Raw genomic sequence first — 26,450 nt, forward strand, 5'->3', positions numbered from 1 at the left:
GCATCATAATGAATGGCTAGACGTCTGTTAAGGTCATTTAATTTCATTTATCATCAACTTGAATAAATTTCATAGTTAACCTATTCCGGGAACGAGAATAATCTGATCCAGATAAGTCATATAGATAACCGTTAACTCTCTGTTATTAATGATTTTATTCTCATGACGTTCAATTTTAAGCTGTGCGCCGGGTGAAAAGGTATATTCATTTTTGGTCGTAGGCGCATCAGAAAATGGCGTAATGTTCGTGATCCCCTCCCCCCAAATATACGTATCCGGTTTAGGTTGTAAAACCAGCAGCAAACCGTTGCTGTATTGCTCGGCCTCCGACGGATCAGCCGTAAAACTAATAAATGATTTCAACGTCACAACTTTCCCCGGAGCCATAAAGCCATTTAAAGCAAGATCAATAGCCATCGATATCGGCATACCAACAGGCCCCCGATTGCAGGGACATTCCATAAAATAGGCGGCCATTGCATCATTACCCAAGTTCTGAATAGCGACTTGTCCGCTATATAGCATGGGAGCGACTGTCAGTGAAATCCGCGGCAATAAATATTTAGCCGCCATCGTCACCCGAGCTAATGCATTTAAGTCTGCCCCCAGCACTGATTCAACTTTTTGTAACCCATCCATTACTTCATCGGGATGCTCCATCGTTGGCAGCATAAATGAATTCATAAAATCCGCATTGGTGATTTTATAGGTACCCCAATCTGAACTTGCTAAGCCATCTGCCATTTCCGATAGATTCCGAGGGGTTTCCGCCATCGCTGTGTAACAGTACAAATGAAATAAATCCATCCGAAAGAAATCGGCGGTCGTCCAATCGTAAATAGAAAGTGCTAACTCATAACTATCATCGGTAAACGGGAAATACTGCTCGCCTAACTGCTGTAATCTTTTTCGAATTTCTGCGGGATTTTTGTAGGTATTCGGATCATTGCGAAAGGGAATATATCCCCCCTGCTCCATCTGGTGAATGGTCTGAATATCAGCTGGATTAATCTGTGGATAGCTCATCAGTGCAACCATCACCGAACTCCGTTCATTTTGAATATGAGCGGTGTGTTTTGCCGAAATAGTCACGGTTAACTTACTTGCTTTGACGGCTCCACTATAATAAAGAACCTTGCCGTTGATCAGGATCCCCGATGAATCCTCTCCAGATTGAAGGGTGCCTAAATCGGTTAGATCAAGAAAACCCAATCGGCCAATAAACAGCCGGCAGGAACTCCCGTTTTCCCCTCGCGGCGTATAAATAGGCAGACCATCACTAAAGGCTAACGGTTGATCGGATATGCCATAAAAAATGCATTTATCTATAATCCACATTATGCCACCATGTATAACAGACTGAATTTATTAATAAATAATCAAATACATCACAGACGGATGACAGGTAACTGACTGATTAAACCTGTATATATGATGAATGCGTCAGCTTTTTATTTCTCTATCTATCAAATTAGTTCATTTTTAATCAATTGACGCAATTTTGCGGAGAATAAAGGCAATATGATTGGTGTAGGATTAGATAAAAAGAAAGAAACAAGATCCGTGCAAATCATACGGTCTCATTCAATAGCAGTCGTATTCAAAATATGGGACACGCCAATCATGCTTGCCAGCACAACCGCTCGTTATATTAAAAATGGTTATTCAATTTTTTCTGCCAAAATAAAGCGCAACCTGTTTGCAAATTTAACTGGTAAGGAGCAAACCCATATTTTGAATAAGCTTTCTGGGCCACAAAATTTTCAGCTAAAACTTCTAAAGTCATCTTGCAACAGCCTTTTTCCCGAGCCAATGATTCAATCCGGTTTAAAAGCCGCTGGCTTAAACCATGCCCTCTAAATTTAGGATGAACCGTAAAATCATGAATATTAAGTAATGGCTGACATGCAAAGGTTGAAAATCCTTCAAAACAATTGGCTAACCCGGCGGGTTCTCCATTTACGTAACATAACAGACTAAATGCATCATCACGTTGTGCAAGCTGCGGTACTAAATTAGCTTTCACAAAATCAGCTAACGGTTCACCCCCGCCCATACGATCTTGTGCATAAGCATCTAACAGCATCACAATATCGTGCTCGTGTTGGGGATTTTGATAATCGGCGATCACTATTTCAATATTCACAATAACTCCAGCACCTGTAGCGCTTTATTCATCAAATAATAGCCTTTAAACATAAAACGACTGGTGAGCCTTCCCTATTCAGGTTAATATTTTGTTCATTGTTTGAACAGAGATCTAATTTAAGTAATGATATAAGCGGAGGTACCTCACCATCGGCTATTCTATCAGGTACATTCTGCAGCAATGGATTGTAGCAATTAGGGCTCAATCACAATGGTTCATGTTTCAGGCAACCCTCAAAAGGATTTTGGATGAGTATAAATCGAAAATTTGTCATCAGCATATCAATCCTGATCAGTTTTTTTGCAGCCGTCGTGATGATTTATCAAGTCATCGAGAATATCAAAGCGATTCGACAAAATGCCCAACTACAACAACAGCAATCTACTCAAAATATCATTCAGCTCCTAAATACGACTCATGACATCATGTTAAAACGGGTCCACAGTAGTATGAAGCTGTTAATCATGCGTAGCCAAGCCATTGGAGATCCCCATCAGGGGGAATCACAGTCGGTCGCAGGGAAAGAGGTTCCGGCCCTCTTGTTTGGCACTGAAAATCAAACCAATCAATTTACGTTAGTCGATCAACTCACCCAAATCATGGGGGGAACCGCGACCTTATTCTCCAGAGATCAGTCACAAAATTTTGTCCGTGTTTCGACAAATGTTCAAAAAGATGGCCAACGCGCGATTGGCACCATCCTGTCACCAACCGGTAAAGTGATTAAAGCGATTCGCGATCATCAGCCCTACTATGGTCAAATCGATATTTTGGGTCGACCTTACTTAGCCGGATATGAACCAATTTTAGATCATCAGGAGGTCATTGGTATTTGGTACGTCGGTTATTCAGCCGATATGCAAACCATCATGACATTTATTAACCAGTCTCGCGTTCTCCATCAGGGGTTTATCGCTTTATATGACGGACACGGTCAATTACGGATGCACTCAGATCATATCAGTGATCAAGCGGTAAATCAGGCTATGTCGAATCCTGAAAACTGGCATATCCAACGAACAGAATTCAAACCGTGGGGCTATGAAATAGTAACGGCCTATCCAGAATCAGAAATAAATTCTAGTGTCTGGGCCACCTCTCTTAAAAGCGTGATGACAATTATGATTATTGGTGTGATTTTAATTTTGGTTATTTCATTATTAATCCGCCGAATCATTGGTCGCCCTTTAGCTATTTACGTGAATACTATTCATGATTTAGCGGATGGTGAAGGTGATTTAACCAAACGTTTTAATTTTAAAACCAAGGATGAACTGGGCGATATGGCAGCCGGCTTTAACCGGCTGCTGGATCGGATCCATGAAACCATCACCGAAGCTAAAACGATGGCAGAAACCGTCAATCAATCAGCCCATAACCTTTTACAACTCACTGAACAAACTTTCACATCCTCTGAAGCTCAAAATAAAGAGACGGAACACGTGGCTACGGCATCCCATGAGATGAATCTTTCAGCTCAGGAAATCGATAAAAATACAACCGATGCCGAGAACTATGCACATCAAGCCAATCATGAAGTTCGCCAGGTTGGTGAGTCTTTGAGTACCACTATCTCGCATATCGAGCAGCAATCGCATTCGATGACTCAAGCCAGTCGTGTTGTTCAGGAACTGGTTACCGCCAGTCAAGGCATCGATACAATTTTAGCGGTCATTAATGACATCGCAGATCAGACTAACTTGTTAGCGCTCAACGCAGCCATTGAAGCGGCAAGAGCGGGGCAGTATGGACGAGGCTTTGCGGTCGTAGCCGATGAAGTTCGCCAATTAGCCAGCCGAACCCAAACTTCGACAGAAGAGATTAAAACAGTCGTGGCTCGGCTCCAACAAAGTGGCCATGAAGCATCTGAGCAGATGGTTATCACCCAGCAAATGGCCGATGAAAACGTCAGCCAGTCTAAGGCGGCAGAGCAAGGAATTCAGACGGTTTTATCATCCGTTAAACGCATTTCTCAGCTCAATATTGAAATATCAGAGGCAGTCCAGCAACAACGCGGTGTTGCAGAAGAGGTGAGTAAAAATATTGACCAGATCCGAGAACGTAGCCATCAGAATTTAGGCTATAACCAAGCAACCGCTGAGGCTTGTCAAAAACTAAATGAACTGGTCAATAATTTTCAGAAACAATTGTCGCATTACAAAGTGTGAGACTAAATAACGGATAAATAATATTTGAAACGAACGGTAGGCGTATCAAATCACTATCTATTGATGAAAATAACGATACCGTTCAACAATACCGTTCTTAAGTACGATAATCAGCGTTTTCTGGTAACTCTTCCCAAAGTTACGGCCAAGCCAACTCTCCCGATTCGGCTGCTGCTGATAATAATAAGTCCAACGCTGATAATTATTACCGGCACTAGTCGTGATATAAGGCTGACCAAACAGCTGAATAATGTCACTTTCAGTGGTGTAATGTCGTTGAATTTGCTGGACTTGGCGATCTGGAAATGCACTGCCGGCTAAGGTTTCATTCAGATGAAGAGAACTACATCCACTCAGAGCCATCATCCAGAAAATTATGCCTAACAAGGCCATCCGTCGATTCATCATCGCAGATCCAATATCTCATAAATAATTCAAGCTTATCCTCTTAAATTACCAGAGCCATTCGAAAAACACTAATGAATGGAGTGAATAAAGAAGGAAAAGGGGGGAAGATTCCCCCCACATTTTAACGTTTTAATTTAAACTGCTGGATCAGATCGGTTAATTGTTCTGATTCTTTCGATAATTGATTCGCGGCTTCAGCACAACGTTCGGAGTTGCTGCTATTCTGTTGAGTCACCTCATCAATTTGATGAATACCTAAACTCACCTGCTCAGCACCTTGCGCCTGTTCACTTGCGGCTAATGCAATTTCATTCACCAAAGAAGCGGACTCACTAGCCCGTTCAACAATAGAGCCCAACGCTTCAGCCGTTTGCTGAGACAACACGATCCCACGCTGAGTTCGCTGAGCGGAAGTATCAATCAGCGCGGAGGTCTGCTGCACCGCTTCAGCACTGCGAGCGGCTAGCTGACGAACCTCATCAGCCACCACGGCAAAGCCTCGTCCATACTGCCCCGCTCTCGCCGCTTCAATAGCTGCATTCAATGCTAACAGGTTTGTCTGCTCAGCAATCGATTCAATCGTGCGAATAATTTTATTGATATCCTGACCTGAATTTTCAATTTCCTGCATTGCTTGCTGCAGTTCACTCATCAGTTCATTACCGTTTTCAGCAGAATCCATTGATTGCTGAGATAATTCACTGGCTTTATCCGCATTGTGAGAACTTTGTTTAATCTGCTCAGCTATCTGCGTGATGGTCGCGCTGATTTCAGTGACGGCTGCGGCTGATTCCGTTGCACCGCTAGCCAGATCATGACTCAAGTCAGAGACAGCTCCGGCATTATGCCCGATCATATCGGAGCGTTGACGAATACCGCCAACGATATTATTCAGATCATCCACCATCTGCGACAGTGCCCGACCTAACTGATCTTTTTCTGAAGCCAATTGCACCGATAAATCTAAATCACCTTTCGAGATCCGTTCGGCAATGGTCACCTGAGCTTGCAGGCTATCCGTCATATTATCCAACGCACTGGCTAACTGGCCGATTTCATCATGACTGTGATAATTCAGCCGTTCACTTAAGTCACCTTGGGAAATGGTTTTAGCCATGCGAACCGCACGTAAAATAGGAAGCGACAGACTACGAGCCATCATTACCATTGTCAAAATAGCAATGACTAAAACAATAAACCCAATAACAACCTGCCAAGTGATCGCTCTGTCACTGGTCATATCCATCTGATGAGTGAGCTGTTCTACACTCGCCAGAGCGACATTACGATCGACCCGAATAATCACCGACCATAAACTATTACTGGAACCTAAAGTAATCGGTGAAAAAACAGTTAGTTGATTTAATTTCGGATCATTAAAGACTTCTAATTGGCCTTTCTGAACAATCTGCAGCACCTTGTTATAGTCATCACTAAAAATCTTCTGCATCGATTGTCCGATACTGCCCGCATTTCGACTGTCGGCAATCACAAGCCCTTGATGAGTAACGATCGTGACTTCCGCTTTGCCATCGTATAAATTAGCCGCGACTTGCTTACTTAAAGACTGAATAAAATCTAAATTAAAATCGCTCCCGACGACACCTAAGAATTTCCCATTCACCACCACGGGTGCTGATAAAGTAGCTAACCAAACATTTTTTCCCTGAACCACATAAGGAAGTGGTGCGGTGACTGCCGATTTGAGTGTTCGTTTAGGTTCTTGATACCAACCACCTTTAGCAACACCATTCGGATGCTTGGCATCTGTATCATATTCAACGAGAGGTTGAACATCGATATGTCCATTTTGATCTCGGGTCCAATACGGTGTATAGCGACCTGTTTCAGCATTATTGCCCATCGTATTATTTTTATTTTGAGCATCCTGCCCATCAAAGGCATCCGGTTCCCAAGCACTGTAAACCCCATTCAGATCTTCGTGTTGCTCTAACACTCTACGTAAAATAGAGTTAAACGATTCCCGGGTGTCGGTGTGCATCCAATTATTCTGGTCATAAAGTTTTTTCGCTTCAACCATCGTGGCCAGAGTTTGGGCAATCGTCAAACTAGGCTCTAAGCGACGACTAATCGCATGCCCATATGCATCGGCAGTGCTCTTAAGTCCATCCAGAGTACTTTGCTCAACTAGGGTGGTTACCTGATTTGATACAAGTTTTTGTGTATTTGAGGCTGAATAAACACTGTACCCGACTAAGATGCTGGCAGTAACTAATAAACAGAGCCCAGCAACGACCGCAATCTTTCCCTGTATTGATTTCAACTTCATAGGTGAATTTCCTTAAATTAATATCCTTAAACAGAAATTATTAATAATCAGAAGCTCAATAAAAACACACGACCCTGGTATTGCTCTTTTATTTTATTATTACTCAATTATGGCTTGTTACTTCTTAGTTTTTCACTTCCTGGGAATGAGTAATTATCAATGCATTCATTAACGCTCTGTTAATTATAATCTATTCTATTAATGACTAAAATATATTTATTGACTTCAAAAACATATACAAATTAGTTAAATATTATTTCCCAACATTTAAATTAGATTATGAAAATGATTCTCATATTACTTGTCACAGTCGTTAAATTGATGCAATCATCATTTATAACCATTTATGGCTACCTGTTTATCAAAATCATTTCTGCTATGACGTTTCATTTCGCTACATCAATAGTAAAATGGAACCCTGCCTATATATTTTTTCATAAGTGTAGTAGATAGAATCCATTTTGAAAAAATAATTTTTTGGCTTAATTATCAAAATCAATCATTTTTAATATGGATTTAAAATCTCCATTAAATATTTTTCATTTATGCTAATTTGGCCCCAACCTGCTGTATGTTGCCAGTGCCAAGATCTTATAATTTATGGATAAAAACGCTAAAAATAAACCTTGTGAGTTTTCATATCATTATTTACATTTAAGTTATTAATCGATGCTTCTGCACAATATTAGCTTTGAGCTGTTCTACTTTGCGTATCTTGATCGTCTCAGATGTTCTTGCTACACCTTTAAGCAAGGTGATGATGAAGTTAGAGATAGACTAAAAATAATACACTCTATGTTTAATCGGTTCATTTAATTGATCGTAAGCGAACAAATAAATAATTGAAAACTTTAACTCTTACTCTGCTCACTAATTATTTTATTGATAACTTAGATATATTGAGACTCAACAGGCCTCTCATCATCTGCTAATGTTTAATTTCCAAGCTCTAATATCTGAATCAATTAATCCCTAGTATACGCCCAAGACTCAAATCATCTATTCTGAATTTTATGGTATTCCAGTAGGTAAATTTGAATGAAATTCAATCAATAAAGCCGCACGGCCTCTAGCCGACAGCGATAAAATCAGGCACAATAAATACCCTTAACGGCACGCCTGTTCTGGTATGCCGCGGCCTAGTCTCTGGATATCTTGTAACGGTTGATCACCGACAATTACATTCAGTTGCAACCCATCATCACTTGAGGTTTAAAGATGTTAGCTACTTATTGGCGCAATTTTCGGAGCCATCAAAGTGCCGTGCTATTATCATTCATGAGTTTGAGTTTTTTTTCAGGCTTAGGAAGTGCTCTCTTTGCCCCTATTCTAAGCCTATTTCTGACCAATCAGGTCCATGTTTCCCCCTTTGCTGTCGGTTTGTTCTATACCATTAACGCGATCGGTGGCATTATTTTTAGTCAACTGATTGCCCGTTATTCTGATCGAAAAGGCCACCGAAAACGCATCATTCTCATTTGCCTGCTTATGGGAGCCTTAAACTGCCTACTTTTCGATTGGTGTCGTAACTATTATATTTTGATCAGTTTAGGGATCTTTTTGATGAGTATCGGAGCATCAGCGATGCCTCAAACTTTCGCTCTGGCCCGAGACTATAAAGATCATGCTGGAGAACGTTCAGTCATGTTCACTTCGGTCATGCGCTCTCAACTCTCTTTAGCTTGGGTCATCGGACCCACCATTGCCTTTGCACTTGTCGCGGCTTATGGATTTAAAACACTATTTATGGCAGGTATGGGCATTTACATCATTGCCTTTGTCGTTACCTTATTCAAATTACCCGATATGCCCAAACAAAGTGCCACGGGAGGAACTCATCAACATCATTTAAAAACCAACCAAGATGTTTTCAAATTATTTATTGCGTCCACGCTGATGTGGGGTTGCAATAGTATGTACATCATTTCGATGCCTCTTTATATTAGTCACCAGCTGCACTTACCTCAGGAATTGGCCGGTTGGATGATGGGAACAGCGGCGGCACTAGAGATCCCAGTCATGCTCATTGCCAGCTATTTGACCAAATACTGGCGGATGAAAACACTATTAATTTTAGCTTGTGTAGCGGGCCTGCTTTTTTACATTGGTATGGACTTCATTCACTCAGCGCATTTACTCATCGTCATCCAACTTGGGAATGCAGCCTTTATCGGTATTCTAGGGGGATTGGGCATGATCTACTTTCAAGATCTCATGCCCGGTCGAAGTGGCCAGGCTACCACTTTATTTTCCAACTCACTTTATACCGGAAATGTTATTGCAGGAGCCTTGGCTGGGATCATTGCTCAGTACGTGAGTTATGGCGCGACATTCTGGGTCGGTGGCGGCTTTGTCGCCATTGCCGCATTCACATTATCCAGAATCAAACCCATTTAATGCTTAAGAGCGTCGACCAAAGCCAAGGGATTAGCGTTCTTTATGCTTATCTTTGCAGCAATCTATACATGCTTTAGCTCAGATTGCTATAAAAACAAAGCATAAAGGCCCCTGCTCTCGATCCTGCATAATATCTTCTACCAAAAATAATTTCTCAGGTAATTTATCAGGCGATTATGGCTGTCTTTAGCTATGATTTCTGTACGGTTAGCTTTCAAAATTAAAAAAGATGAGTTGGAGTCTATGACCTATCAGGAGATCAAACCTGGATGGATTGCAGCGATGAGTACCGAGCAGGAAGAACTTCGGCTGGCTGAACTCAAGAAATTAAATGTCTTGGACACAGCACCAGAAGACCGTTTCGACTTGCTGGTCAAGCTGGCGAAACATATTGCCGGAGGCCAAAGTGCCCTGCTGACATTGGTAGATGATAAACGACAATGGTTTAAATCTAAAATAGGATTGCAACATCAGGAACATCCTAAATCATGGTCGTTCTGCGCTCATACCATCAATGAAAAATCCGGTTTTCTCGTCATTGAAGATACGACTCAGGATAAACGCTTTTATGCAAATCCACTGGTCACAGATGCCCCCCATATTCGCAGTTATATCGGTTGTTCGATCGTTAGTCCTAATGGACTGCCTATTGGCACTATTTGTGTTTTAGATAGTCGTCCCCATCACTTTACGCCGGACCAAATCCAGCAAATGATGATTGTTGCAAAAGTCATTAGTGGCGAACTATGGCGCGATCAGAAAATTGTCGAATCACAAAATGAGCTCTTAGAGCAAACTTTGTATGATCCGTTAACCGGCTTACCCAGCCAGCAATTATTAATTCATCGTCTAGAAATAGTCTGTCGTAATATGGCCGATCAGGGCTACCAACTATTTTTATTGAATATCCAACGCTTTCGGGTGATTAATCGAATCTATGGCCGAGCATTTGGTGATGAGTTATTACGGATCCTAGTTAAAGAGATCAAACCATTATTGCCCCAAGATGCACTCTTTGCCCGGATGCGAGATGATCGATTTGCTATTTTGCTTCAGTCCAATGGAAATTCATCTCAATCTAAATTTTTGCTCAGATTACGTAGTTTACTGGAGGCCCCTCTAGTCATACGAGAACCCTCGCTATTAATTTGTTGCTCCATCGGAATGGCATCAATCTCTGAAGACTTTAATATCGCTGATGAAGTCCTAAATCGCGCCAATACTGCCATGCGTTCAGCCCCGGAACTGCCCAACGGGATCAGCTTTGAAAGTCATGATCCTAAACAAGAATTACTATTAGAACGAAGTATTGAAATAGAGAAACGGCTAAGAGAAGCAATCCATGAAGATGGTTTTGAGATGGTCTATCAACCCATTGTTCGTTTGATCGATGGTCAAATGATTGGAGTCGAGGCACTAATTCGCTGGCAATGGAAAAAAGGGGAATATCTCTCACCTGTTGAGTTTATTCCGATTGCCGAAGAATGTGGCATTATTCAGTTGCTTTCCCGTTGGGTCATTGAAACAACTTGTAAGGAGTTTGCCTCCGTTTACCAAAAACTGCCCCAACCAACCTATATGTCCGTCAATATTAGTAGCGCTGATCTATTGGATTTAAACTTTACTGATTTTGTATTGGAAATGTTATCTAAATATCAGCTTCCGGCTCAGTGTCTGAAATTTGAAGTGACAGAACATTCGGTCATTAATGATATTGATCTTGCCATCAGTCAGATGAAAAAATTACAGAATTCCGGGATCCGCTTCGCGATTGACGATTTCGGTACTGGGCATGCTTCCTTGCGTTATCTGCAGCTACTCCCCGCAGGGATCCTAAAAATTGATCGCTCTTTTATCAATGGGGTCACTACAATGGAAAGGGATGCCGTCATCACCCGAGCCACGATTGCTCTGGCCCACAGTCTGAATAAACACGTCATAGCAGAAGGAGTTGAAGAATTAGCGCAGGCCGACTTTTTACGGCAACATCATGCTGAATATGCCCAAGGATGGTTTTATGCCAAACCGGTGCCCATTGGCATGCTAGAGAACTATCGCCCCCCAGAACAACCGTGATTTAAAATTAAATAACGGGCTGAAAACAGGCACCTTTGTATGAACGATTGCTCGTTATTCTGGCTAATCCTTTAATAATGCGATAGAGAGACCAAAGCCAAGTCAGAAAAATGACCAGATACCCGACTAAAATAATAGACAGCGCAAAACCAACGACCGACCAACCAATCCACCACCAAAAAACATGGATCATATTGCGATAATGATCTTCAAATAAAGTACCCGTTGCATCACTAATTTTAACCATGGCCCAAATCGCACCGACGAACCATAAAACACCGGTAAACAGCCCTATAGTCATTAAAATATAAGCAACCAGGGCATGATTTTTGGCATCGATCTCATATTCCGACATTACATAAGGAACCGTGTATGCTCGATCATATTGGTTCATTACTTCACCTATCGTGCAGCTAACTTACCTTAAAGTATATACATCCTGCATGCTTAACGCGAGCCCAATCAATCCGCCACCGATGAAGGACAACTATGGAAATGAACAACGTTGTTTTGTCATCGAACACATCGGTCTTAGATGGTGTATGGGATTATTAAATTACTATAAAACGTAAATTTTTAAAATTAAGTTGTGAACGTATTGAGTGTAATTTAAACTTAAAAAATAAAAATTATGTTTTAATGTAACATATTGATTTATGGAGTTGGTATGGCCCGATTTAGAACCCCACCCAATAAAGAAGATGTTTTAGCTAAAGTTAGAAAGCTGGATGCCATACAGATGTTGCGTCTCGCTAATGCGGCAAAACCAACTACAGATCAAGGTGAGTATCTACATTGGGATAAGTTTAAATGGCGTCAGGGCAAAGATGTAGATGCGGAATTAGCATGGTTTGGAACAAAATTTTCACGTAATTCCATATCGAAAGATCTTATAAAATTAACAGCCAAACATGATGAGCACTTCAAATTCTGTGTGCCTGATTCTTTATGGGCAAATTTACATTATATTGATATAAAAACTGGTGGTGGTCAAAAAATTGGCGATAGTCTCTTTGTAAGCTCCCGAGACAAAGACAGATACCTTGTTAGCAATTTAATGATGGAAGAAGCTATTACTTCATCTCAACTTGAAGGTGCATCAACAACCCGCAAAGTAGCTAAAGAAATGTTAAAAACTAGGCGGAAACCACAAGATAAGTCTGAACAGATGATTGTTAATAATTTCCGGTTGATGAAGCGCGCGGTAGAAATTAAAGATGAACCATTAACAATAGACTTAATTTTTGAATTACATTCTATTGCAACTTTTAATGCAATAGAAAATGAAGCGATTCCTGGGGAACTACGTAAAGATGATTCAGTCTCCGTATCGAACCAATACAATGAAGTCGCTCATATTCCACCTTCTTACAAAGAGCTGAAGGACAGGCTAAGTTCTCTGTGTGAATTCGCGAATGAAAACACAGCCGAGCCAGAATCTAACAGATTTATCCATCCTGTTCTAAAAGCCATTATGCTCCACTTTATGATTGGGTATATTCACCCATTTGGTGATGGAAATGGTAGGACGGCAAGAGCCTTATTTTATTGGTTCATGCTAAAACGTGGTTATTGGTTGTTTGAATACGTTTCAATCAGTAAGCTGATTCAGGAAAATAGAGCGGACTATGACTTGGCATATAGATACACGGAATCAGATTCCAATGATCTGACCTATTTTCTTTATAACCAAACAGGAATCATTATCAAAGCTGTTAATGCCTTGCATCAATACATAGAGAAAAAGAGAACCGAATTTTATCAGTTTAAGGAATGGATTGATAAGAGCCCTGTATCTAAACGGCTCAAAAATGGGGCTATAGATATATTAAAAACCGCAGTAAAACAACCTGGTCGCACTTTTACTGCAAAATTGGTAGCTCAAGATTTAGATGTGAATGAGAACACTGCCCGCACATATCTCAATACCTTAGTGGATGAGGGCCTTTTAATGACCACAAATCAAAAAGGTCACAGAGGTGTCGTTTATATAGCACCTGCAAGCCTTAGAGAACAATTGAAAATATAATCTTAACCCGATGAAAGTATCAGAGAGCATAAGCGCTATCACGTTCATGTTCAAAAATCCGTTTGAATTGATATAAAATAATTAAATTGAGCCGTATAAAGCCTCAACAATTTTATCCGGGTACATTTTCGTTTCCTAAGGCTTCATACTCCTTTACTTGTCCTTCTGATAAGTTGGTAACCGTGAGATTTCATACACTCATCAGAGATGCACATAGTATGAAATACTACTATTGCATTAAGGATATCGTATGATAAAAATATCAAACATTAGCCCCAAAAAATGGTACGAATCACGTAGCTGACCCCAAGATAAATGAAATCCAAGAATGCTCTTCGAGAAACCATGAAATAAAACTCACTTAGTGAGGACTACGCACCACTGTCAAATACCGCTGACAAATGAGATCCGTATCCAATGCCTGAATCGGAACCCCAAAACTACTCATGGCTGATAATGTCAAATTGTGATGTTGACGGATCTGGAAACCCGTCGCATGAACTTTATCATGGCTGGTATGTGCATCGGCGGCAAGCGTCACATAGAACCCTAGCCCGGCGGCCCGCCGAACCGTGGTATCGATACAAAATTCGCTCGAATATCCACTCACAATCAGATGAGTCACTTCCAGGCTAGCTAATAACGAATTTAAAGATGTTCTTAAAAATGAATCTGGGGTGCTCTTATCCACATGGAAATCAGTCTCATGAGCCAATAGGCCATCATAAAGCTGCCAAGCCTGACTTCCTTTACCTAATTCAGCATTATTAGGTGTATGATGCTGAATCAAAATCACAGGGACACCTGTTGCATGAGAAGCTTGAATTAAGGTATTAATGTTTTCAACAATTTCATCCCGATCTGCAGGCGCTGGATCAAATAATCCCTGTTGAACATCAATCACTAATAAAGCGCTTTGTTGATACAACTTTTGATCATAGGTCATATGCAGCCCTTTCAGCAGCTAAATGCTTGCAAACTACCATAGATGTTTGCACTATCAAAAGAGGTAATGATCGGTTTTATTCCACAAAATAAGGAATTTGTGATGTCTGAATCAGACCATTGTTTTTTACCCCAACCTGGGGATGCATTACTTGTTGTCGATGTGCAAAATGATTTTTTGCCAGGGGGGACATTAGGTATCGACCAGGCTGATAGAATTCTTCCGCCTTTAAATCAGGCCATTACTTTATTTGAAAAAACCCACCAGCTCATTATCTTCAGTCGGGATTGGCATCCTGAAAATCATTGCTCTTTCAGTGAATATGCAGGACCTTGGCCTCGTCACTGCGTTGCCAATACACATGGTGCTGCTTTCTCACGACAAATTAACTGGCCAACCCAAGCCTTCATCGTTTCCAAAGCCAGAGCAGCGCAAGAAGATGCCTATTCAGCCTTTCAAGGGACTCATCTAGCGGAACAACTGCAACAATTTAATATCACTCGATTATTAATTTGTGGATTAGCAACTGATTATTGCGTGTTACAAACCACTCTGGATGCACTTAAACACGGATTTAGTTGTTACTTACTAACCGATGCGATGGCCGCTGTCAACGTACGCGAAACGGATGGGAAACAAGCACTGGAAAAGATGCTAGAAAGCGGGGCAATACTCATAAGTTCCGATCAACTGCTTTAAGACAGATCCAAAATACAAACGTGACAATGCCGCCCTTCAGGCGGCATTGTGGGTTCGTTAGTGGATATCAATTCGCTGACGACTTTCAGCTTTCTGCTCTGTTTTCGGCAATGTGAGATACAACATGCCACTATCGAATTTGGCGTCAATTTTATCCACTTTAACATTATCAGGGATCTGAAAACGGCGGGTGAACTGCCCATAAAAACGTTCACTCAGATGCTGTTTTTCATCTGATTTTTCATGTTTACGTTCACCACTCAGCACCAGATAGCCATCTTCAATGCTCAACTGAATGTCTTCTTTACGCATTTCCGGCAACTCAACTTTCAGCATATATTGCCCTGCATTTTCACTGATATCAGTCGCAGGAAGCCAACTGCGAGATGCACCACTGAACGGACTTGGCCAATTCATTAAAGAACCAACCCGACTAAATAGATCGTCAAATTCTTCAGTAGGATTCCACGGACGTAATTTCATAACAACCTCCTCACTTGGAAAACCACAATCATTTAACTTGTCAGGCAATCCATGATTGCCTATCTATCATTTGGGGATGAGCGCATTAATTTCAAGGGGAATTCAAGTAATTTTTTAGGCTAGATTTTCTAGCCTAAAAAATGAGGTCGTTAGCTTGCAAGAATTAAGCTATAAACTTATACAGCAATAACAATCCGTTCAGATTGAGCCCAAACGCACCACGAAAGAAATAACTCTTTAATTCGCAGAGCGATCATTCTGGCGTTTCTGAATTTGATATTTACGCACAGAACGGCGGATTCGAGCACTTCGATTACGGACCTTATCCCCTACTTTCAGTAATGTTTTCTCCTCGGCGGGAAGATGAACCATCTGGCGTAAATAATTCACAGTCTCTAAATCGACTTCTTTCCAGGCACTACGCGGAAGTGATTTTGGTAAACCAATCTGACCATAACGCGTCCGAATCAGGCGGCTGACCTGAACTTCCTGGGCTTCCCACATCCGGCGGACTTCTCGATTTCGACCTTCATTGAGTGTCACACTAACCCACTGGTTCATCCCTTCGCCTCCTTGGCGTTTGACACTGGTAAATTTAGCTTCACCATCGTCAAGAGTAATCCCCATTCTTAAACGCTGCACCATGGCATCAGTAATTTCACCAAAAACACGAACGGCATATTCCCGCTCAATTTCAAATTTAGGATGCATTAACCGGTTAGCTAACTCACCATCGTTGGTGAACAAAAGCAATCCCTGAGTATTCACATCCAGTCGGCCCACAGCAATCCACCGCCCCGTCCGTAAACGCGGCAGGCGATCAAATACGGTTGCTCGACCTTCCGGATCATGACGAGAGCAAATTTCGCCATCCGATTTGTGATAGATGAGCACTCGACACGGCTCATTGGCAGCCCGCTGTGTATCCACGACTTGCTCATCAAAGCGAATAACATCTTCAGCTTCCGCACGATCGCCAAGTTTTGCAACTTGACCGTTAATACTAGCTCGGCCAGCATCAATAGCCGCCTCCATCTCACGACGGGAGCCTAGGCCACATCGGGCAAGGATTTTTTGTAATTTTTCACTCATTTTTGATATCCGCTTAAAAAAGTGGGCTAAGTCTGAAAGTCCTCGGGAATTTTTTCAAGTAAAGATTGATCTAATTGTGGTAACTCATCAAGGCTTTTCAATCCAAAGTAGTCTAAAAATTCTCGGGTCGTTGCTAGTAACGCTGGTCGCCCCGGAACTTCTTTATGACCAACGTCTTTAATCCAGTTTCGTTCTCTTAATGTACTAATGATACCGGAACTTACTGTAACTCCCCGAATGGCTTCAATTTCCCCTCGCGTCACCGGTTGCCGATAAGCAATAATTGTGAGTGTTTCCAGTAAAGCCCGGCTATAACGCGATGGTTTCTCCTGCCATAATTGAGCCAAATAAGGAGCAAACTCTGTCCGAGCCTGAAACCGCCAGCCACTGGCAACTTCCAAAAGTTCAACACCTCGGCCCTGATAACGAGAAGCGACTTCTTCCAATAACATCAATACTTGCCCTTTTGCTAGCCCAAATTCAGCCAACACACTCTGCTGTAAATCAGCGATGGTTAACGGCCTACCAGCAACAAATAGAGCAGCTTCAATCAACGCGACAAAATCAGGGCGTTCTTTATTCACCATGCACGGGATTCTCGGCTTCGTATAGTGTCACTTGGATTGGCGCTAGAGGTGCACTCTGCAAACAGCGAATCAATTGGTTTTTAGTCAACTCTAAAATCGCCATAAAACTGACAATGACCCCCATCCGTCCCTCACTTTCGGTAAATAGTGCTGAAAATTCCGTTAATACACCAACCTGAAGTTTATCCAAAATTTCGCTCATGCGCTGTCGGGTTGATAATTTTTGTCGGCTTACTTCATGACGCTCAAACTGACTAGCCCTTTCCAATACAACAGACAATGCCCCTAGTAATTCGGCAATGTCCACATCCGGATACATTATTTGCTGTGGCAAGTGCTCCGGTTTATCCAGATTGGCAACAAAAAAATCACGCTGCTCCCGGGGAATTAAATCAACCTGTTCCGCTGCATTTTTATAGAGTTCGTATTCTTGTAAACGACGAACCAGTTCGGCTCTGGGATCTTCTTCCGGCTCATCCAATTCGGGTTTAGGGAGCAACATCCGGGATTTAATCTCTGCCAAAAGTGCAGACATCACCAGATACTCGGCCGCCAACTCCAATTTTAAATCGATCATCGTCGCAACATAGCTCATATATTGACGCGTAATCTCTACAATCGGCAGTTCAACAATATTGAGCCTCTGACGGCGGATAAGATACAGCAATAAGTCCAGCGGTCCTTCAAAACGTTCCAGAATAACCTCTAAGGCATCCGGCGGAATATAAAGATCGCCCGGGATTTCTAGCCACGGTTCTCCATTAACAGTGGCCAGCACCAACTGCTGCGGCGTATGTTCCAAAGCCACAGGGATTTCATTACCCAATCCGTTCTCCCTTCTTCTGATGTCTAAATGAATGGAGATACATCACCACTACCGTGGCGGATCACTTCGACCTGCTCATTAGACAAATCGATCACCGTGGTTGGTTGTTCACCAATAATGCCCCCGTCAATAATCAGGTCGACATGTTTTTCAAGTAGATTCCGGATCTGCTCCGGATCAGACTCGGTAAAGTCATTGCCGGGCAAAATTAAACTCCCAGACAACATCGGTTCCCCCAATGCATCCAACAACGCTAATGCAATCGGTGAATTTGGAACCCGCAGCCCTATCGTTTTACGTTTGGCATTAAGTAGCCGCCGAGGCACTTCTTTGGTTCCTCGAAGAATAAATGTGTAAGGCCCCGGAGTGTTATTCCGCAACAATCGGAATGCCGTATTTTCAACCCGCGCATAAACCGATAATTCGGATAAATCCCGACACATCAACGTTAAATGATGGTGAGCATCTAGTTGACGAATCCGAATAATACGCTCTAGTGCATGTTTATCCCCGGCCAACGAACCAATCGCATAACCGGAATCAGTCGGATACACCACGACTCCACCATCCCGTATAATAGCGGCCGCCTGACTCATTAAACGGGCCTGCGGATTTTCTGGATGAACCTGAAAAAATTGACTCATAAGCATTTACCTTATTTTAATACATTCGATAACGCTAGCCGTTCCCATACGGGTCGAATAGAATCCGGCAACGCTAAATACCGCCCCAGTTCCCGCCACGGCGAAGGCCGGTGAAAATCAGACCCAACCGAAGCATCCAAATGATGCTCTCTGGCCAGCTCCGTCAGCCATCGCTGATGATCCGGCTTCATCTGAGGCATGCCAATCTCTATGGCATCCCCTTTTACTTTAGCAAATTCACCAATCAATCGCCGTAACCACTTGTTCGATAATTGATAACTGAGCGGATGGGCCAATACGGCGACACCACCCGCTTGATGGATCAGTGATACGGCCTGCTCAATGGACATCCATTGATTCGGAACATACCCGGGATGACCACGAGTCATATATTTTTGAAAAACTTTTTCAAACGAATCAACTACTTGCCGTTCCAATAATACATGCGCAATATGCGCCCGAGTGACTGATCCGCCATGAGCTAAGGCCAGTGCTCGAGGATAAACTGGCTCAATCCCTCGTTTTTCCAGACGACGACTGATCTCCTGAGCCCGTTCATCCCGCTTCTGTCGCTGCAATACCAATGCCTCAAGTAACTCGCTATGATGACGATCAAACCCTAATCCGACAATATGAATATCAAAACTATTCCACCCTGTGGAAATTTCGACTCCACTGATTATTTGAACTGACCGAGCAACCTGCTCGGCATCGGCCAATGCCGCGGTGGTATCGTGATCCGTAATCGCCAGATAATCCAGTTGTTGATTTTCGGCTCGTAATACCAGTTCTTCTGGTGTTAAGGCTCCATCTGAAGCCGTGGTGTGACAATGCAGGTCTATTCGCATAATTCTTATAATTTATTCTTGACTTTTTACGGCCATTTCCGGTTTACTAACACTATTAAATCAGTCGAGGATAAACATGACAACTTCAATCATCATTTCTAAAGTCTGGTGGTGGCACTCTCCAACTTAAGCGGGAGTGATTTGTTGTGCGTATCTAAAAGCTAATCAAATTCAAAAACCCGCTTCTAAGCGGGTTTTTTATTATCGGCAGGAGACAAAATTATGACAGGGCATCAACCCACCCTGACCAACATCATCAGACAAGTAGCCTATGTAGAAGATCCGTTGGCACTGTATGAACAATTGCATCATGATGACCGCGAAAGCATGCTATTAGAATCAGCTGAAATCCACAGTAAAACTGATCTAAAAAGTCTGCTCATTGCTGACTGCGCCGTCAAAATCATATGTCAGGAACAAACTGTTACTTTTCAGGCACTATCCGATAATGGTAAACAAGTGATCCTGACACTGACAGAACATTTTTTACCGCCACTCATTAAAGCGTCTAGTGCCGAGCAACTGGTCCTTGAGTTCAAACTTCCTGATCCGACATTAGATGAAGACAGCCGACTGAAGGCTCTGTCGCCAGTCAGCGCGCTTCGAGAACTCATTCATCTATATGGCCCATTGGCGACACACAGCAATGGTCTGTTCCTTGGAGGAGCTTTCAGCTTTGATTTCATTGCCAGTTTTGAACAACTGGATGAAGTAGCCGAAGGTAAAAATACATTTCCTGATTTTCAATTCTATCTCGCTGAAACACTGTTACTGATCGATCATCAGACCCAACAAACTCAGCTCATCGGTAGTTTATTCAGCGATCATCCACAATATCGGCTAGCCCTCAATGCTCGTCTGGACACGCTACAGCAAGCCTGTGAGAAAGGACCTGAACCACAAACGGTTGAAGTCGGTGAATACCAAAGTCATGTGCACTCCAATATGAGTGATGAAGAATATGGAGAAGCCGTGACGCAATTGAAAAAAGCGATTATCAACGGCGATATTTTCCAAGTGGTTCCATCCCGTAGCTTTTTCCTCGATTGCCCACACTCTCTTTTATCTTACCGCGTATTAAAAGAAACCAATCCCAGTCCTTACATGTTCTATCTGAACGATCCGCAATTCGCCATTTTTGGAGCCTCACCTGAAAGCGCCATCAAATATGAAGCAAAAACCCGTCAGGTCGAAATTTACCCGATTGCAGGGACTCGCGGCCGCGGTTTCAATCCAGATGGTTCCATCAATCTTGATTTAGATAGCCGTCTGGAGTTGGAACTTCGATTAGATAAAAAAGAGACCGCCGAACATGTGATGCTAGTCGATTTGGCCCGAAATGATGTTGCTCGCATCAGTGAACCAGGAACTCGACATGTTGCCGACTTACTCAAAGTGGATCGCTACAGCCATGTCATGCATCTGGTTTCTCGGGTCGTCGGTACACTACGTCAGGATTTAGATGCATTACACGCTTATCAAGCCAGTATGAATATGGGAACATTAACCGGAGCTCCTAAAATCAGCGCAGCCAAATTAATCCGTCAAACCGAGAAAACTCGACGTGGTAGCTATGGTGGAGCCGTTGGTTACTTAACCGGAGAAGGGACAATGGATACCTGCATCGTAATCCGTTCTGCATTTGTTCGAGATGGAGTTGCGCAAATTCAAGCCGGTGCCGGAGTTGTTTATGACTCGGTCCCCCTTGAAGAAGCAAACGAAACCCGTAAAAAAGCAGCCGCGGTTATCAATGCTATCGCCCGGGCTCATGGCTCTACTCTGGAGGAAGTTTCTCGTGGCTAAAACAATCTATCTTCTCGACAATTTTGATTCATTTACTTATAACTTGGTCGATCAATTTCGAGCAATGGGATATCCCGTTAAAATTTATCGAAACAGTCTGCCTGCCGAACATATTAAAAGTCAGTTAGACAACGAGGACGATCCTGTGCTCGTCCTTTCGCCGGGGCCAGGCAATCCATCTCAGTCTGGATGTTTGCTGGAACTTATCGGACTATGTCGTGGCCAAATCCCAATGATTGGAATTTGTCTGGGACAGCAAGCCATTGTTGAATATTATGGTGGAACCATCGGCAAGGCGACAGAAACGGTACATGGGAAAGCATCATTAGTTGAACACTCCGGAGCGGCCATGTTTCAAGGACTATCCAATCCATTGCCGGTGGCTCGTTACCACTCGCTGGTCGCTACATCAGTACCCGATTCACTAGAAATCTGTGCACAGTACCAAGGGATGCCAATGGCCGTTCTCAATCAAAATGATCGGGTGATCGGATTTCAATTTCATCCCGAATCCATTTTAACCAGTCAAGGTGAACAACTCTTACAACAAACACTCGACTGGGTCAGTTGTTAACAGGAGGCTTAACCCAATGCAGACTATTTTAGAAACATTGTACCAAGGTCATGATCTGACTCTTGAGCAAAGTCAGCAAGCATTTGACGCAATTGTCAACGGACAGATGGATCCGTTAGTACTCTCATCATTGCTGACCGCTCTTAAAATCAAAGGGGAAAAACCCGCAGAGATCGCCGGAGCAGCAAAAGCGCTGCTGGCCAACGCGGCACCGTTTCCATCACCCGATTATGAGTTTGCCGATATTGTGGGCACAGGAGGCGATGGTTATAACACCATTAATATCTCAACAACTTCCGCCTTTGTAGCAGCCAGTTTAGGTGTCAAAGTCGCTAAACACGGTAATCGCAGCGTTTCCAGTAAATCCGGTTCATCCGATCTACTGGCCGCTTTAGGCATCAATATTGAAATGTCTCCTCAAACAGCCCGGCGCTGTCTGGATGAGCTCAATCTATGCTTTTTGTACGCGCCGCAATATCATGCCGGGATCCGTCATGCGATGCCGGTTCGTAAGGCTCTGAAAACACGGACGCTCTTTAACGTACTGGGTCCACTGATTAACCCGGCTCATCCAACCATGGAAATCATGGGCGTCTATGATCAAACGTTGCTCCGACCGATTGCAGAAACTTTCCGGACGATGGGAATGAAAAAGGTCATGGTGGTCTATGGTGCCGGTTTGGATGAAGTTGCGATTCATGGCCCGACCGATGTGGCAGAGGTGAATGGCGATGACATTCAATACTATCAGCTCACGCCGGAATCCTTTGGTGCGCCAGTGGCGCATATTGATGAGTTAACCGGAGGGACACCGGAAGAAAATCGGCAGATCACCGAGCAACTGTTACAGGGACAAGGGAAAAGCGCCCACCTGAATGCCGTTGCGGCCAACGTGGCTTTATTACTTAAATTAGCCGGACGAGTCGATAATGTCGCCGATGGCTTCGAATTAGCCCTTAGCGAAATGCGCTCGAAGCGCCCATTAGAACTCGTTCACCACTTAGCGGAGAAAAGTCAGTGATTATTCGTGAAACCGGAACCGTACTCGATCAGATCGTAGCGGATAAACTGGAATGGGTCGCCGCACGGAAAGAAACACAGCCATTGGAAAGCTTTAAAGATCAACTGACCCTGAGTGATCGCAGTTTTCCTGACGCGCTGAGCCAATTACCGACGCAGTTCATTTTAGAATGTAAGAAAGCTTCGCCGTCCAAAGGACAGATCCGTGAATCATTTGATTTAGCCGCTATCGCAACCGTCTATAAAAATCATGCCGCCGCTATTTCGGTCCTCACTGATGAAAAATATTTTCAGGGACGCCATGAGTTTTTACCGATTGTCCGTGAGCACGTGCACCAACCGGTCCTCTGTAAAGACTTTTTCATCGATCCATATCAGGTCTATCTGGCCCGCTATTATCAGGCCGATGTCATTCTGCTGATGCTCTCGGTACTGGATGATGAGCTCTACCAGCTATTGGCTCAAACCGCTGCCTCATTAGGTTTGGATACGCTCACCGAAGTCAGCAACCAGCAAGAGTTGGAACGTGCCATTGCCTTGAATGCCAAAGTAATTGGTATAAACAATCGTAATTTACGCGATATGAGTATTGATCTCAGCCGGACAGAACAACTGGCCCCGCAAATTCCGAATGATCGCATTATCGTTTCCGAATCAGGCATCTATACCAATCAGGATGTGCGCCGCTTAAGTCCTCTAGTCAACGCCTTTTTAGTCGGCAGTTCAATTATGGAGCAATCCGATATTGAAATGGCCTGTCGAAAAATGATTTTAGGCGAGCACAAAGTGTGTGGGCTGACCCGCCCTGAGGACGCTAAAGCTGCTTATCAGGCCGGAGCCTATTACGGAGGACTTATTTTTGCCCCTGGCTCTAAACGACAAGTCAGTATTGAGCAAGCAAAGAAAATTGCAGCCGCAGCCCCTTTAAATTATGTTGGCGTCTTTGTTGATGCATCCCAGCATATAGTGAGCGATATTGCGCAACAACTTAACCTAAGTGCCGTGCAATTACATGGCCATGAAAATCAAGATTATATTGATGAACTTCGCACGAGCTTACCTGCATCCTGTCAAATCTGGCAAGCCATCGGTGTCAGCGATGAACGTCCAGTAATCAAAAGCCATGCCGACCGAGTTTTATTTGACTGTCAGGTGGGCCACCATTCCGGCGGAACCGGCCAAACATTTGACTGGCAACTGGTCGAAGAACAATTGCCGAGAGCGATGCTAGCCGGCGGACTATCCCCTGATAATGCGTCCAGAGCTGCGCAGTTAGGTGCTCTGGGACTTGATTTTAATTCCGGTGTCGAACAGAGTCCGGGAATTAAACAGGCCGAAAAGATCAATCAAGTATTTTATCAATTACGTCAGTACTAAATCACATATAAACGTATTTAAATAAGAGAGCCACATGAGTAAATTAAATCGTTATTTCGGTGAATTTGGGGGACAATATGTAGCCCAAATATTGCTGCCCGCTCTGGATCAGCTTGAGCAAGCGTTCCTTGACTCAGTTGACGATCCAGCCTTTAAAGCTGAATTCCAACAACTCTTAAATGAGTACGCTGGGCGCCCAACCCCCCTCACCCTTTGCCAAAATCTCACTAAAAATACCCGCGCTAAAATTTATTTAAAACGGGAAGATTTATTGCACGGCGGTGCGCATAAAACCAACCAGGTATTAGGTCAGGCATTGCTGGCCAAACGCATGGGGAAAACCGAAATCATTGCTGAAACTGGAGCTGGTCAGCATGGGGTTGCCACAGCGATTGTCTGTGCTCTGATGAATTTAAAATGCCGCGTTTACATGGGCGCTAAAGATATGGAACGGCAAAAACCGAATGTGTTCCGGATGCGCTTAATGGGTGCAGAAGTGATCCCGGTTCACAGCGGCTCATCCACTCTGAAAGATGCCTGTAATGAAGCTTTGCGAGACTGGTCTGGCACTTATGAAACCAGCCATTATATGCTGGGCACAGCCGCAGGTCCCCATCCTTTTCCGACCATTGTCCGGGAATTCCAGAAAATGATTGGTGAAGAAGCTAAACAACAATTGCTGAAAAAAGAAGGCCGATTGCCGGACGCTGTTATTGCCTGTGTCGGTGGAGGCTCCAATGCAATTGGTCTATTTACTGATTTTATTCCCGAAGAAAGCGTCCGGTTGATTGGCGTAGAACCTGCGGGTAAAGGGATCCATACCGGTCAGCATGGTGCACCATTAAAACATGGCCGTGAAGGGATCTTCTTTGGTATGCGTTCACTGCTGATGCAGGATAAAGATGGTCAGATTGAAGAATCTTATTCTATTTCGGCGGGTCTTGATTTCCCATCAGTCGGCCCTCAACATGCCTATTTGAACAGCATCGGTCGTGCGGATTATGTATCGGTCACCGATGATGAAGCACTGCATGCATTTGAAGAGTTATCACGTCATGAAGGGATTATTCCCGCACTAGAATCATCTCACGCACTGGCTTATGCCTTGAAGATGATCCATGCAGAACCAGAAAAAGAACAATTGTTAGTTGTTAATATTTCAGGACGAGGTGATAAAGATATTTTCCAAGTTGCTGAAATCTTTGCTCACCGGGAGGAATTCAAATGAGCCGTTATCAACAAATGTTCAGCCGTCTTAATGCAGCCCAACAGGGTGCATTCGTGCCATTTGTCACATTAGGCGATCCAAACCCTGAGCAATCTCTTAATATTATCGATGCATTAGTCGCCGGGGGTGCGGATGCACTGGAACTAGGATTCCCGTTCTCCGATCCGGTCGCCGACGGACCAACCATTCAGGGAGCTAATCTGCGAGCACTTCATGCGGGAACCACTCCGGGAAAATGTATCGAAATGTTAGCAGAAATTCGCCGCCGCTATCCTGATTTACCACTCGGTTTATTGCTTTACGCAAATCTGGTTTACAGTAATGGCATTGATCAATTTTATCAGAAACTGGCTGCCGCTGGTGTCGACTCGGTGTTAATCGCCGATGTTCCAACCATTGAAGTCGCTCCGTTTCGAGAAAGTGCTCAAAAACACGGGATCGACTGTATCTTCATCGCACCACCAAATGCGGATGATCCCACACTCCAAGCTATCGCACAGCTCGGTCAGGGCTATACTTACTTGGTGAGTCGTGCTGGAGTCACAGGAACTGAAACCAAAGCGGGAAAACCGGTCGAGCATCTGTTAGCCATGCTAAACCAATATCAGGCTGCTCCAGCATTGCTTGGATTTGGGATTGCAGAACCCGCTCAAGTACAAGCAGCCCTTAAATCTGGTGCAGCTGGGGCTATTTCCGGATCAGCGGTTGTTAAAATCATTGAATCCAATTTGGAACAGCCAGTACAAATGTGTGAAGCACTCAAAGATTTTACGGCCGCGATGAAAGCTGCAACGGCTTATAATTGA

The 26,450-nt window shown here is 43.4% G+C and carries 23 protein-coding genes; 11 read left to right on the top strand and 12 right to left on the bottom strand.

Annotated elements, in window-relative coordinates; all coding sequences use genetic code 11:
• Positions 1 to 75: 75 nt before the first annotated feature.
• Positions 76 to 1,338 carry a hypothetical protein gene (locus ABUE20_RS01060; protein ID WP_408617942.1) on the bottom strand — a complete coding sequence of 421 codons (1,263 nt, stop codon included), beginning with the start codon at positions 1,336 to 1,338 and terminating at the stop codon, positions 76 to 78.
• Positions 1,339 to 1,651: 313 nt separating this feature from the next.
• Positions 1,652 to 2,146, bottom strand: a complete 495-nt coding sequence (locus ABUE20_RS01065) for a GNAT family N-acetyltransferase (RefSeq protein ID WP_408617943.1) — start codon at positions 2,144 to 2,146, stop codon at positions 1,652 to 1,654.
• 251 nt (positions 2,147 to 2,397) lie between these two features.
• On the opposite strand from ABUE20_RS01065, the gene ABUE20_RS01070 reads away from it, so the two are divergent.
• The gene (locus ABUE20_RS01070) at positions 2,398 to 4,317 is read left to right on the top strand and encodes a methyl-accepting chemotaxis protein (RefSeq protein WP_408617944.1); all 1,920 of its coding nucleotides are present in this window, start codon (positions 2,398 to 2,400) and stop codon (positions 4,315 to 4,317) included.
• A gap of 57 nt (positions 4,318 to 4,374) precedes the next feature.
• Here ABUE20_RS01070 and bamE read toward each other — a convergent pair whose 3' ends face one another.
• Both bamE and ABUE20_RS01080 read right to left on the bottom strand, forming a co-directional pair.
• Entirely contained in the window at positions 4,375 to 4,725 is a 351-nt protein-coding gene (bamE, locus tag ABUE20_RS01075) for an outer membrane protein assembly factor BamE domain-containing protein (RefSeq protein WP_408617945.1), read from the bottom strand.
• A 121-nt stretch (positions 4,726 to 4,846) separates the two neighbouring features.
• Entirely contained in the window at positions 4,847 to 7,015 is a 2,169-nt protein-coding gene (locus tag ABUE20_RS01080; protein ID WP_408617946.1) for a methyl-accepting chemotaxis protein, read from the bottom strand.
• Positions 7,016 to 8,233: 1,218 nt separating this feature from the next.
• Here ABUE20_RS01080 and ABUE20_RS01085 point away from each other — a divergent pair.
• Both ABUE20_RS01085 and ABUE20_RS01090 read left to right on the top strand, forming a co-directional pair.
• On the top strand, positions 8,234 to 9,412 hold the full coding sequence (locus ABUE20_RS01085) for a sugar efflux transporter (protein ID WP_408617947.1): 1,179 nt from the start codon (positions 8,234 to 8,236) through the stop codon (positions 9,410 to 9,412).
• A 243-nt stretch (positions 9,413 to 9,655) separates the two neighbouring features.
• Positions 9,656 to 11,488 carry a sensor domain-containing phosphodiesterase gene (locus tag ABUE20_RS01090; RefSeq protein WP_408617948.1) on the top strand — a complete coding sequence of 611 codons (1,833 nt, stop codon included), beginning with the start codon at positions 9,656 to 9,658 and terminating at the stop codon, positions 11,486 to 11,488.
• 7 nt (positions 11,489 to 11,495) lie between these two features.
• Here the strand turns inward: ABUE20_RS01090 and ABUE20_RS01095 are convergent, their stop codons facing one another.
• On the bottom strand, positions 11,496 to 11,882 hold the full coding sequence (locus ABUE20_RS01095; protein WP_408617949.1) for a DUF4870 family protein: 387 nt from the start codon (positions 11,880 to 11,882) through the stop codon (positions 11,496 to 11,498).
• 273 nt (positions 11,883 to 12,155) lie between these two features.
• On the opposite strand from ABUE20_RS01095, the gene ABUE20_RS01100 reads away from it, so the two are divergent.
• Entirely contained in the window at positions 12,156 to 13,517 is a 1,362-nt protein-coding gene (locus ABUE20_RS01100; protein WP_408617950.1) for a Fic family protein, read from the top strand.
• Between the two features lie 361 nt (positions 13,518 to 13,878).
• Here the strand turns inward: ABUE20_RS01100 and ABUE20_RS01105 are convergent, their stop codons facing one another.
• On the bottom strand, positions 13,879 to 14,463 hold the full coding sequence (locus tag ABUE20_RS01105) for a cysteine hydrolase family protein (RefSeq protein WP_408617951.1): 585 nt from the start codon (positions 14,461 to 14,463) through the stop codon (positions 13,879 to 13,881).
• A gap of 102 nt (positions 14,464 to 14,565) precedes the next feature.
• Between ABUE20_RS01105 and ABUE20_RS01110 the strand changes: the two genes are divergently transcribed.
• On the top strand, positions 14,566 to 15,162 hold the full coding sequence (locus ABUE20_RS01110) for an isochorismatase family protein (protein ID WP_408617952.1): 597 nt from the start codon (positions 14,566 to 14,568) through the stop codon (positions 15,160 to 15,162).
• A 57-nt stretch (positions 15,163 to 15,219) separates the two neighbouring features.
• Here the strand turns inward: ABUE20_RS01110 and ABUE20_RS01115 are convergent, their stop codons facing one another.
• The 6 genes from ABUE20_RS01115 to ABUE20_RS01140 all read right to left on the bottom strand — a co-directional run bounded on the left by ABUE20_RS01115 (position 15,220) and on the right by ABUE20_RS01140 (position 19,642).
• Positions 15,220 to 15,645 (bottom strand): Hsp20/alpha crystallin family protein, encoded by a 426-nt coding sequence (locus ABUE20_RS01115; RefSeq protein WP_408617953.1) that lies wholly within the window; start codon positions 15,643 to 15,645, stop codon positions 15,220 to 15,222.
• 237 nt (positions 15,646 to 15,882) lie between these two features.
• Positions 15,883 to 16,737, bottom strand: a complete 855-nt coding sequence (rluB, locus tag ABUE20_RS01120; protein ID WP_408617954.1) for a 23S rRNA pseudouridine(2605) synthase RluB — start codon at positions 16,735 to 16,737, stop codon at positions 15,883 to 15,885.
• A gap of 26 nt (positions 16,738 to 16,763) precedes the next feature.
• Positions 16,764 to 17,324, bottom strand: a complete 561-nt coding sequence (gene scpB, locus ABUE20_RS01125) for an SMC-Scp complex subunit ScpB (RefSeq protein WP_408617955.1) — start codon at positions 17,322 to 17,324, stop codon at positions 16,764 to 16,766.
• Positions 17,314 to 18,150 carry a segregation and condensation protein A gene (locus ABUE20_RS01130; protein ID WP_408617956.1) on the bottom strand — a complete coding sequence of 279 codons (837 nt, stop codon included), beginning with the start codon at positions 18,148 to 18,150 and terminating at the stop codon, positions 17,314 to 17,316. Before ABUE20_RS01130 ends, scpB begins: the two co-directional genes overlap by 11 nt.
• Positions 18,151 to 18,173: 23 nt before the next feature.
• Positions 18,174 to 18,794: an L-threonylcarbamoyladenylate synthase gene (locus tag ABUE20_RS01135; protein WP_408617958.1), complete on the bottom strand. Its 621-nt coding sequence runs from the start codon at positions 18,792 to 18,794 to the stop codon at positions 18,174 to 18,176.
• A gap of 11 nt (positions 18,795 to 18,805) precedes the next feature.
• A complete protein-coding gene (locus ABUE20_RS01140; protein WP_408617959.1) occupies positions 18,806 to 19,642 on the bottom strand; it encodes a PHP domain-containing protein in 837 nt (278 codons plus the stop codon).
• Between the two features lie 222 nt (positions 19,643 to 19,864).
• Between ABUE20_RS01140 and ABUE20_RS01145 the strand changes: the two genes are divergently transcribed.
• Genes ABUE20_RS01145 through trpA form a run of 6 tightly spaced genes read left to right on the top strand, consistent with a single transcriptional unit; the run spans position 19,865 to position 26,450 of the window.
• The gene (locus ABUE20_RS01145; RefSeq protein ID WP_408617960.1) at positions 19,865 to 21,445 is read left to right on the top strand and encodes an anthranilate synthase component 1; all 1,581 of its coding nucleotides are present in this window, start codon (positions 19,865 to 19,867) and stop codon (positions 21,443 to 21,445) included.
• The gene (locus ABUE20_RS01150; RefSeq protein WP_498038919.1) at positions 21,438 to 22,019 is read left to right on the top strand and encodes an aminodeoxychorismate/anthranilate synthase component II; all 582 of its coding nucleotides are present in this window, start codon (positions 21,438 to 21,440) and stop codon (positions 22,017 to 22,019) included. Before ABUE20_RS01145 ends, ABUE20_RS01150 begins: the two co-directional genes overlap by 8 nt.
• Before the next feature lie 16 nt (positions 22,020 to 22,035).
• Complete coding sequence (gene trpD, locus ABUE20_RS01155; protein ID WP_408617962.1) at positions 22,036 to 23,040, top strand: anthranilate phosphoribosyltransferase; 1,005 nt, start codon at positions 22,036 to 22,038, stop codon at positions 23,038 to 23,040.
• Positions 23,037 to 24,416 carry a bifunctional indole-3-glycerol-phosphate synthase TrpC/phosphoribosylanthranilate isomerase TrpF gene (gene trpCF, locus ABUE20_RS01160; RefSeq protein ID WP_408617963.1) on the top strand — a complete coding sequence of 460 codons (1,380 nt, stop codon included), beginning with the start codon at positions 23,037 to 23,039 and terminating at the stop codon, positions 24,414 to 24,416. Before trpD ends, trpCF begins: the two co-directional genes overlap by 4 nt.
• Positions 24,417 to 24,450: 34 nt before the next feature.
• Positions 24,451 to 25,644, top strand: a complete 1,194-nt coding sequence (gene trpB, locus ABUE20_RS01165; RefSeq protein ID WP_408617964.1) for a tryptophan synthase subunit beta — start codon at positions 24,451 to 24,453, stop codon at positions 25,642 to 25,644.
• Positions 25,641 to 26,450: a tryptophan synthase subunit alpha gene (gene trpA / locus ABUE20_RS01170; RefSeq protein WP_408617965.1), complete on the top strand. Its 810-nt coding sequence runs from the start codon at positions 25,641 to 25,643 to the stop codon at positions 26,448 to 26,450. The genes trpB and trpA overlap by 4 nt, the downstream gene beginning before the upstream one ends.

The sequence above is a fragment of the Celerinatantimonas marina genome, from assembly GCF_046054165.1.
Lineage (GTDB): Bacteria > Pseudomonadota > Gammaproteobacteria > Enterobacterales > Celerinatantimonadaceae > Celerinatantimonas.

Coding starts and splice junctions, on each gene's coding strand:
- ABUE20_RS01115 (WP_408617953.1), bottom strand. CDS start 15,645: ATGAAATTACGTCCGTGGAATCCTACTGAAGAATTTGACGATCTATTT.
- trpB (WP_408617964.1), top strand. CDS start 24,451: ATGAGTAAATTAAATCGTTATTTCGGTGAATTTGGGGGACAATATGTA.
- scpB (WP_408617955.1), bottom strand. CDS start 17,324: ATGGTGAATAAAGAACGCCCTGATTTTGTCGCGTTGATTGAAGCTGCT.
- rluB (WP_408617954.1), bottom strand. CDS start 16,737: ATGAGTGAAAAATTACAAAAAATCCTTGCCCGATGTGGCCTAGGCTCC.
- ABUE20_RS01060 (WP_408617942.1), bottom strand. CDS start 1,338: ATGTGGATTATAGATAAATGCATTTTTTATGGCATATCCGATCAACCG.
- bamE (WP_408617945.1), bottom strand. CDS start 4,725: ATGATGAATCGACGGATGGCCTTGTTAGGCATAATTTTCTGGATGATG.
- ABUE20_RS01085 (WP_408617947.1), top strand. CDS start 8,234: ATGTTAGCTACTTATTGGCGCAATTTTCGGAGCCATCAAAGTGCCGTG.
- ABUE20_RS01080 (WP_408617946.1), bottom strand. CDS start 7,015: ATGAAGTTGAAATCAATACAGGGAAAGATTGCGGTCGTTGCTGGGCTC.
- ABUE20_RS01135 (WP_408617958.1), bottom strand. CDS start 18,794: ATGAGTCAATTTTTTCAGGTTCATCCAGAAAATCCGCAGGCCCGTTTA.
- ABUE20_RS01070 (WP_408617944.1), top strand. CDS start 2,398: ATGAGTATAAATCGAAAATTTGTCATCAGCATATCAATCCTGATCAGT.
- ABUE20_RS01095 (WP_408617949.1), bottom strand. CDS start 11,882: ATGAACCAATATGATCGAGCATACACGGTTCCTTATGTAATGTCGGAA.
- ABUE20_RS01090 (WP_408617948.1), top strand. CDS start 9,656: ATGACCTATCAGGAGATCAAACCTGGATGGATTGCAGCGATGAGTACC.
- ABUE20_RS01100 (WP_408617950.1), top strand. CDS start 12,156: ATGGCCCGATTTAGAACCCCACCCAATAAAGAAGATGTTTTAGCTAAA.
- trpA (WP_408617965.1), top strand. CDS start 25,641: ATGAGCCGTTATCAACAAATGTTCAGCCGTCTTAATGCAGCCCAACAG.
- ABUE20_RS01105 (WP_408617951.1), bottom strand. CDS start 14,463: ATGACCTATGATCAAAAGTTGTATCAACAAAGCGCTTTATTAGTGATT.
- trpD (WP_408617962.1), top strand. CDS start 22,036: ATGCAGACTATTTTAGAAACATTGTACCAAGGTCATGATCTGACTCTT.
- ABUE20_RS01110 (WP_408617952.1), top strand. CDS start 14,566: ATGTCTGAATCAGACCATTGTTTTTTACCCCAACCTGGGGATGCATTA.
- ABUE20_RS01145 (WP_408617960.1), top strand. CDS start 19,865: ATGACAGGGCATCAACCCACCCTGACCAACATCATCAGACAAGTAGCC.
- ABUE20_RS01140 (WP_408617959.1), bottom strand. CDS start 19,642: ATGCGAATAGACCTGCATTGTCACACCACGGCTTCAGATGGAGCCTTA.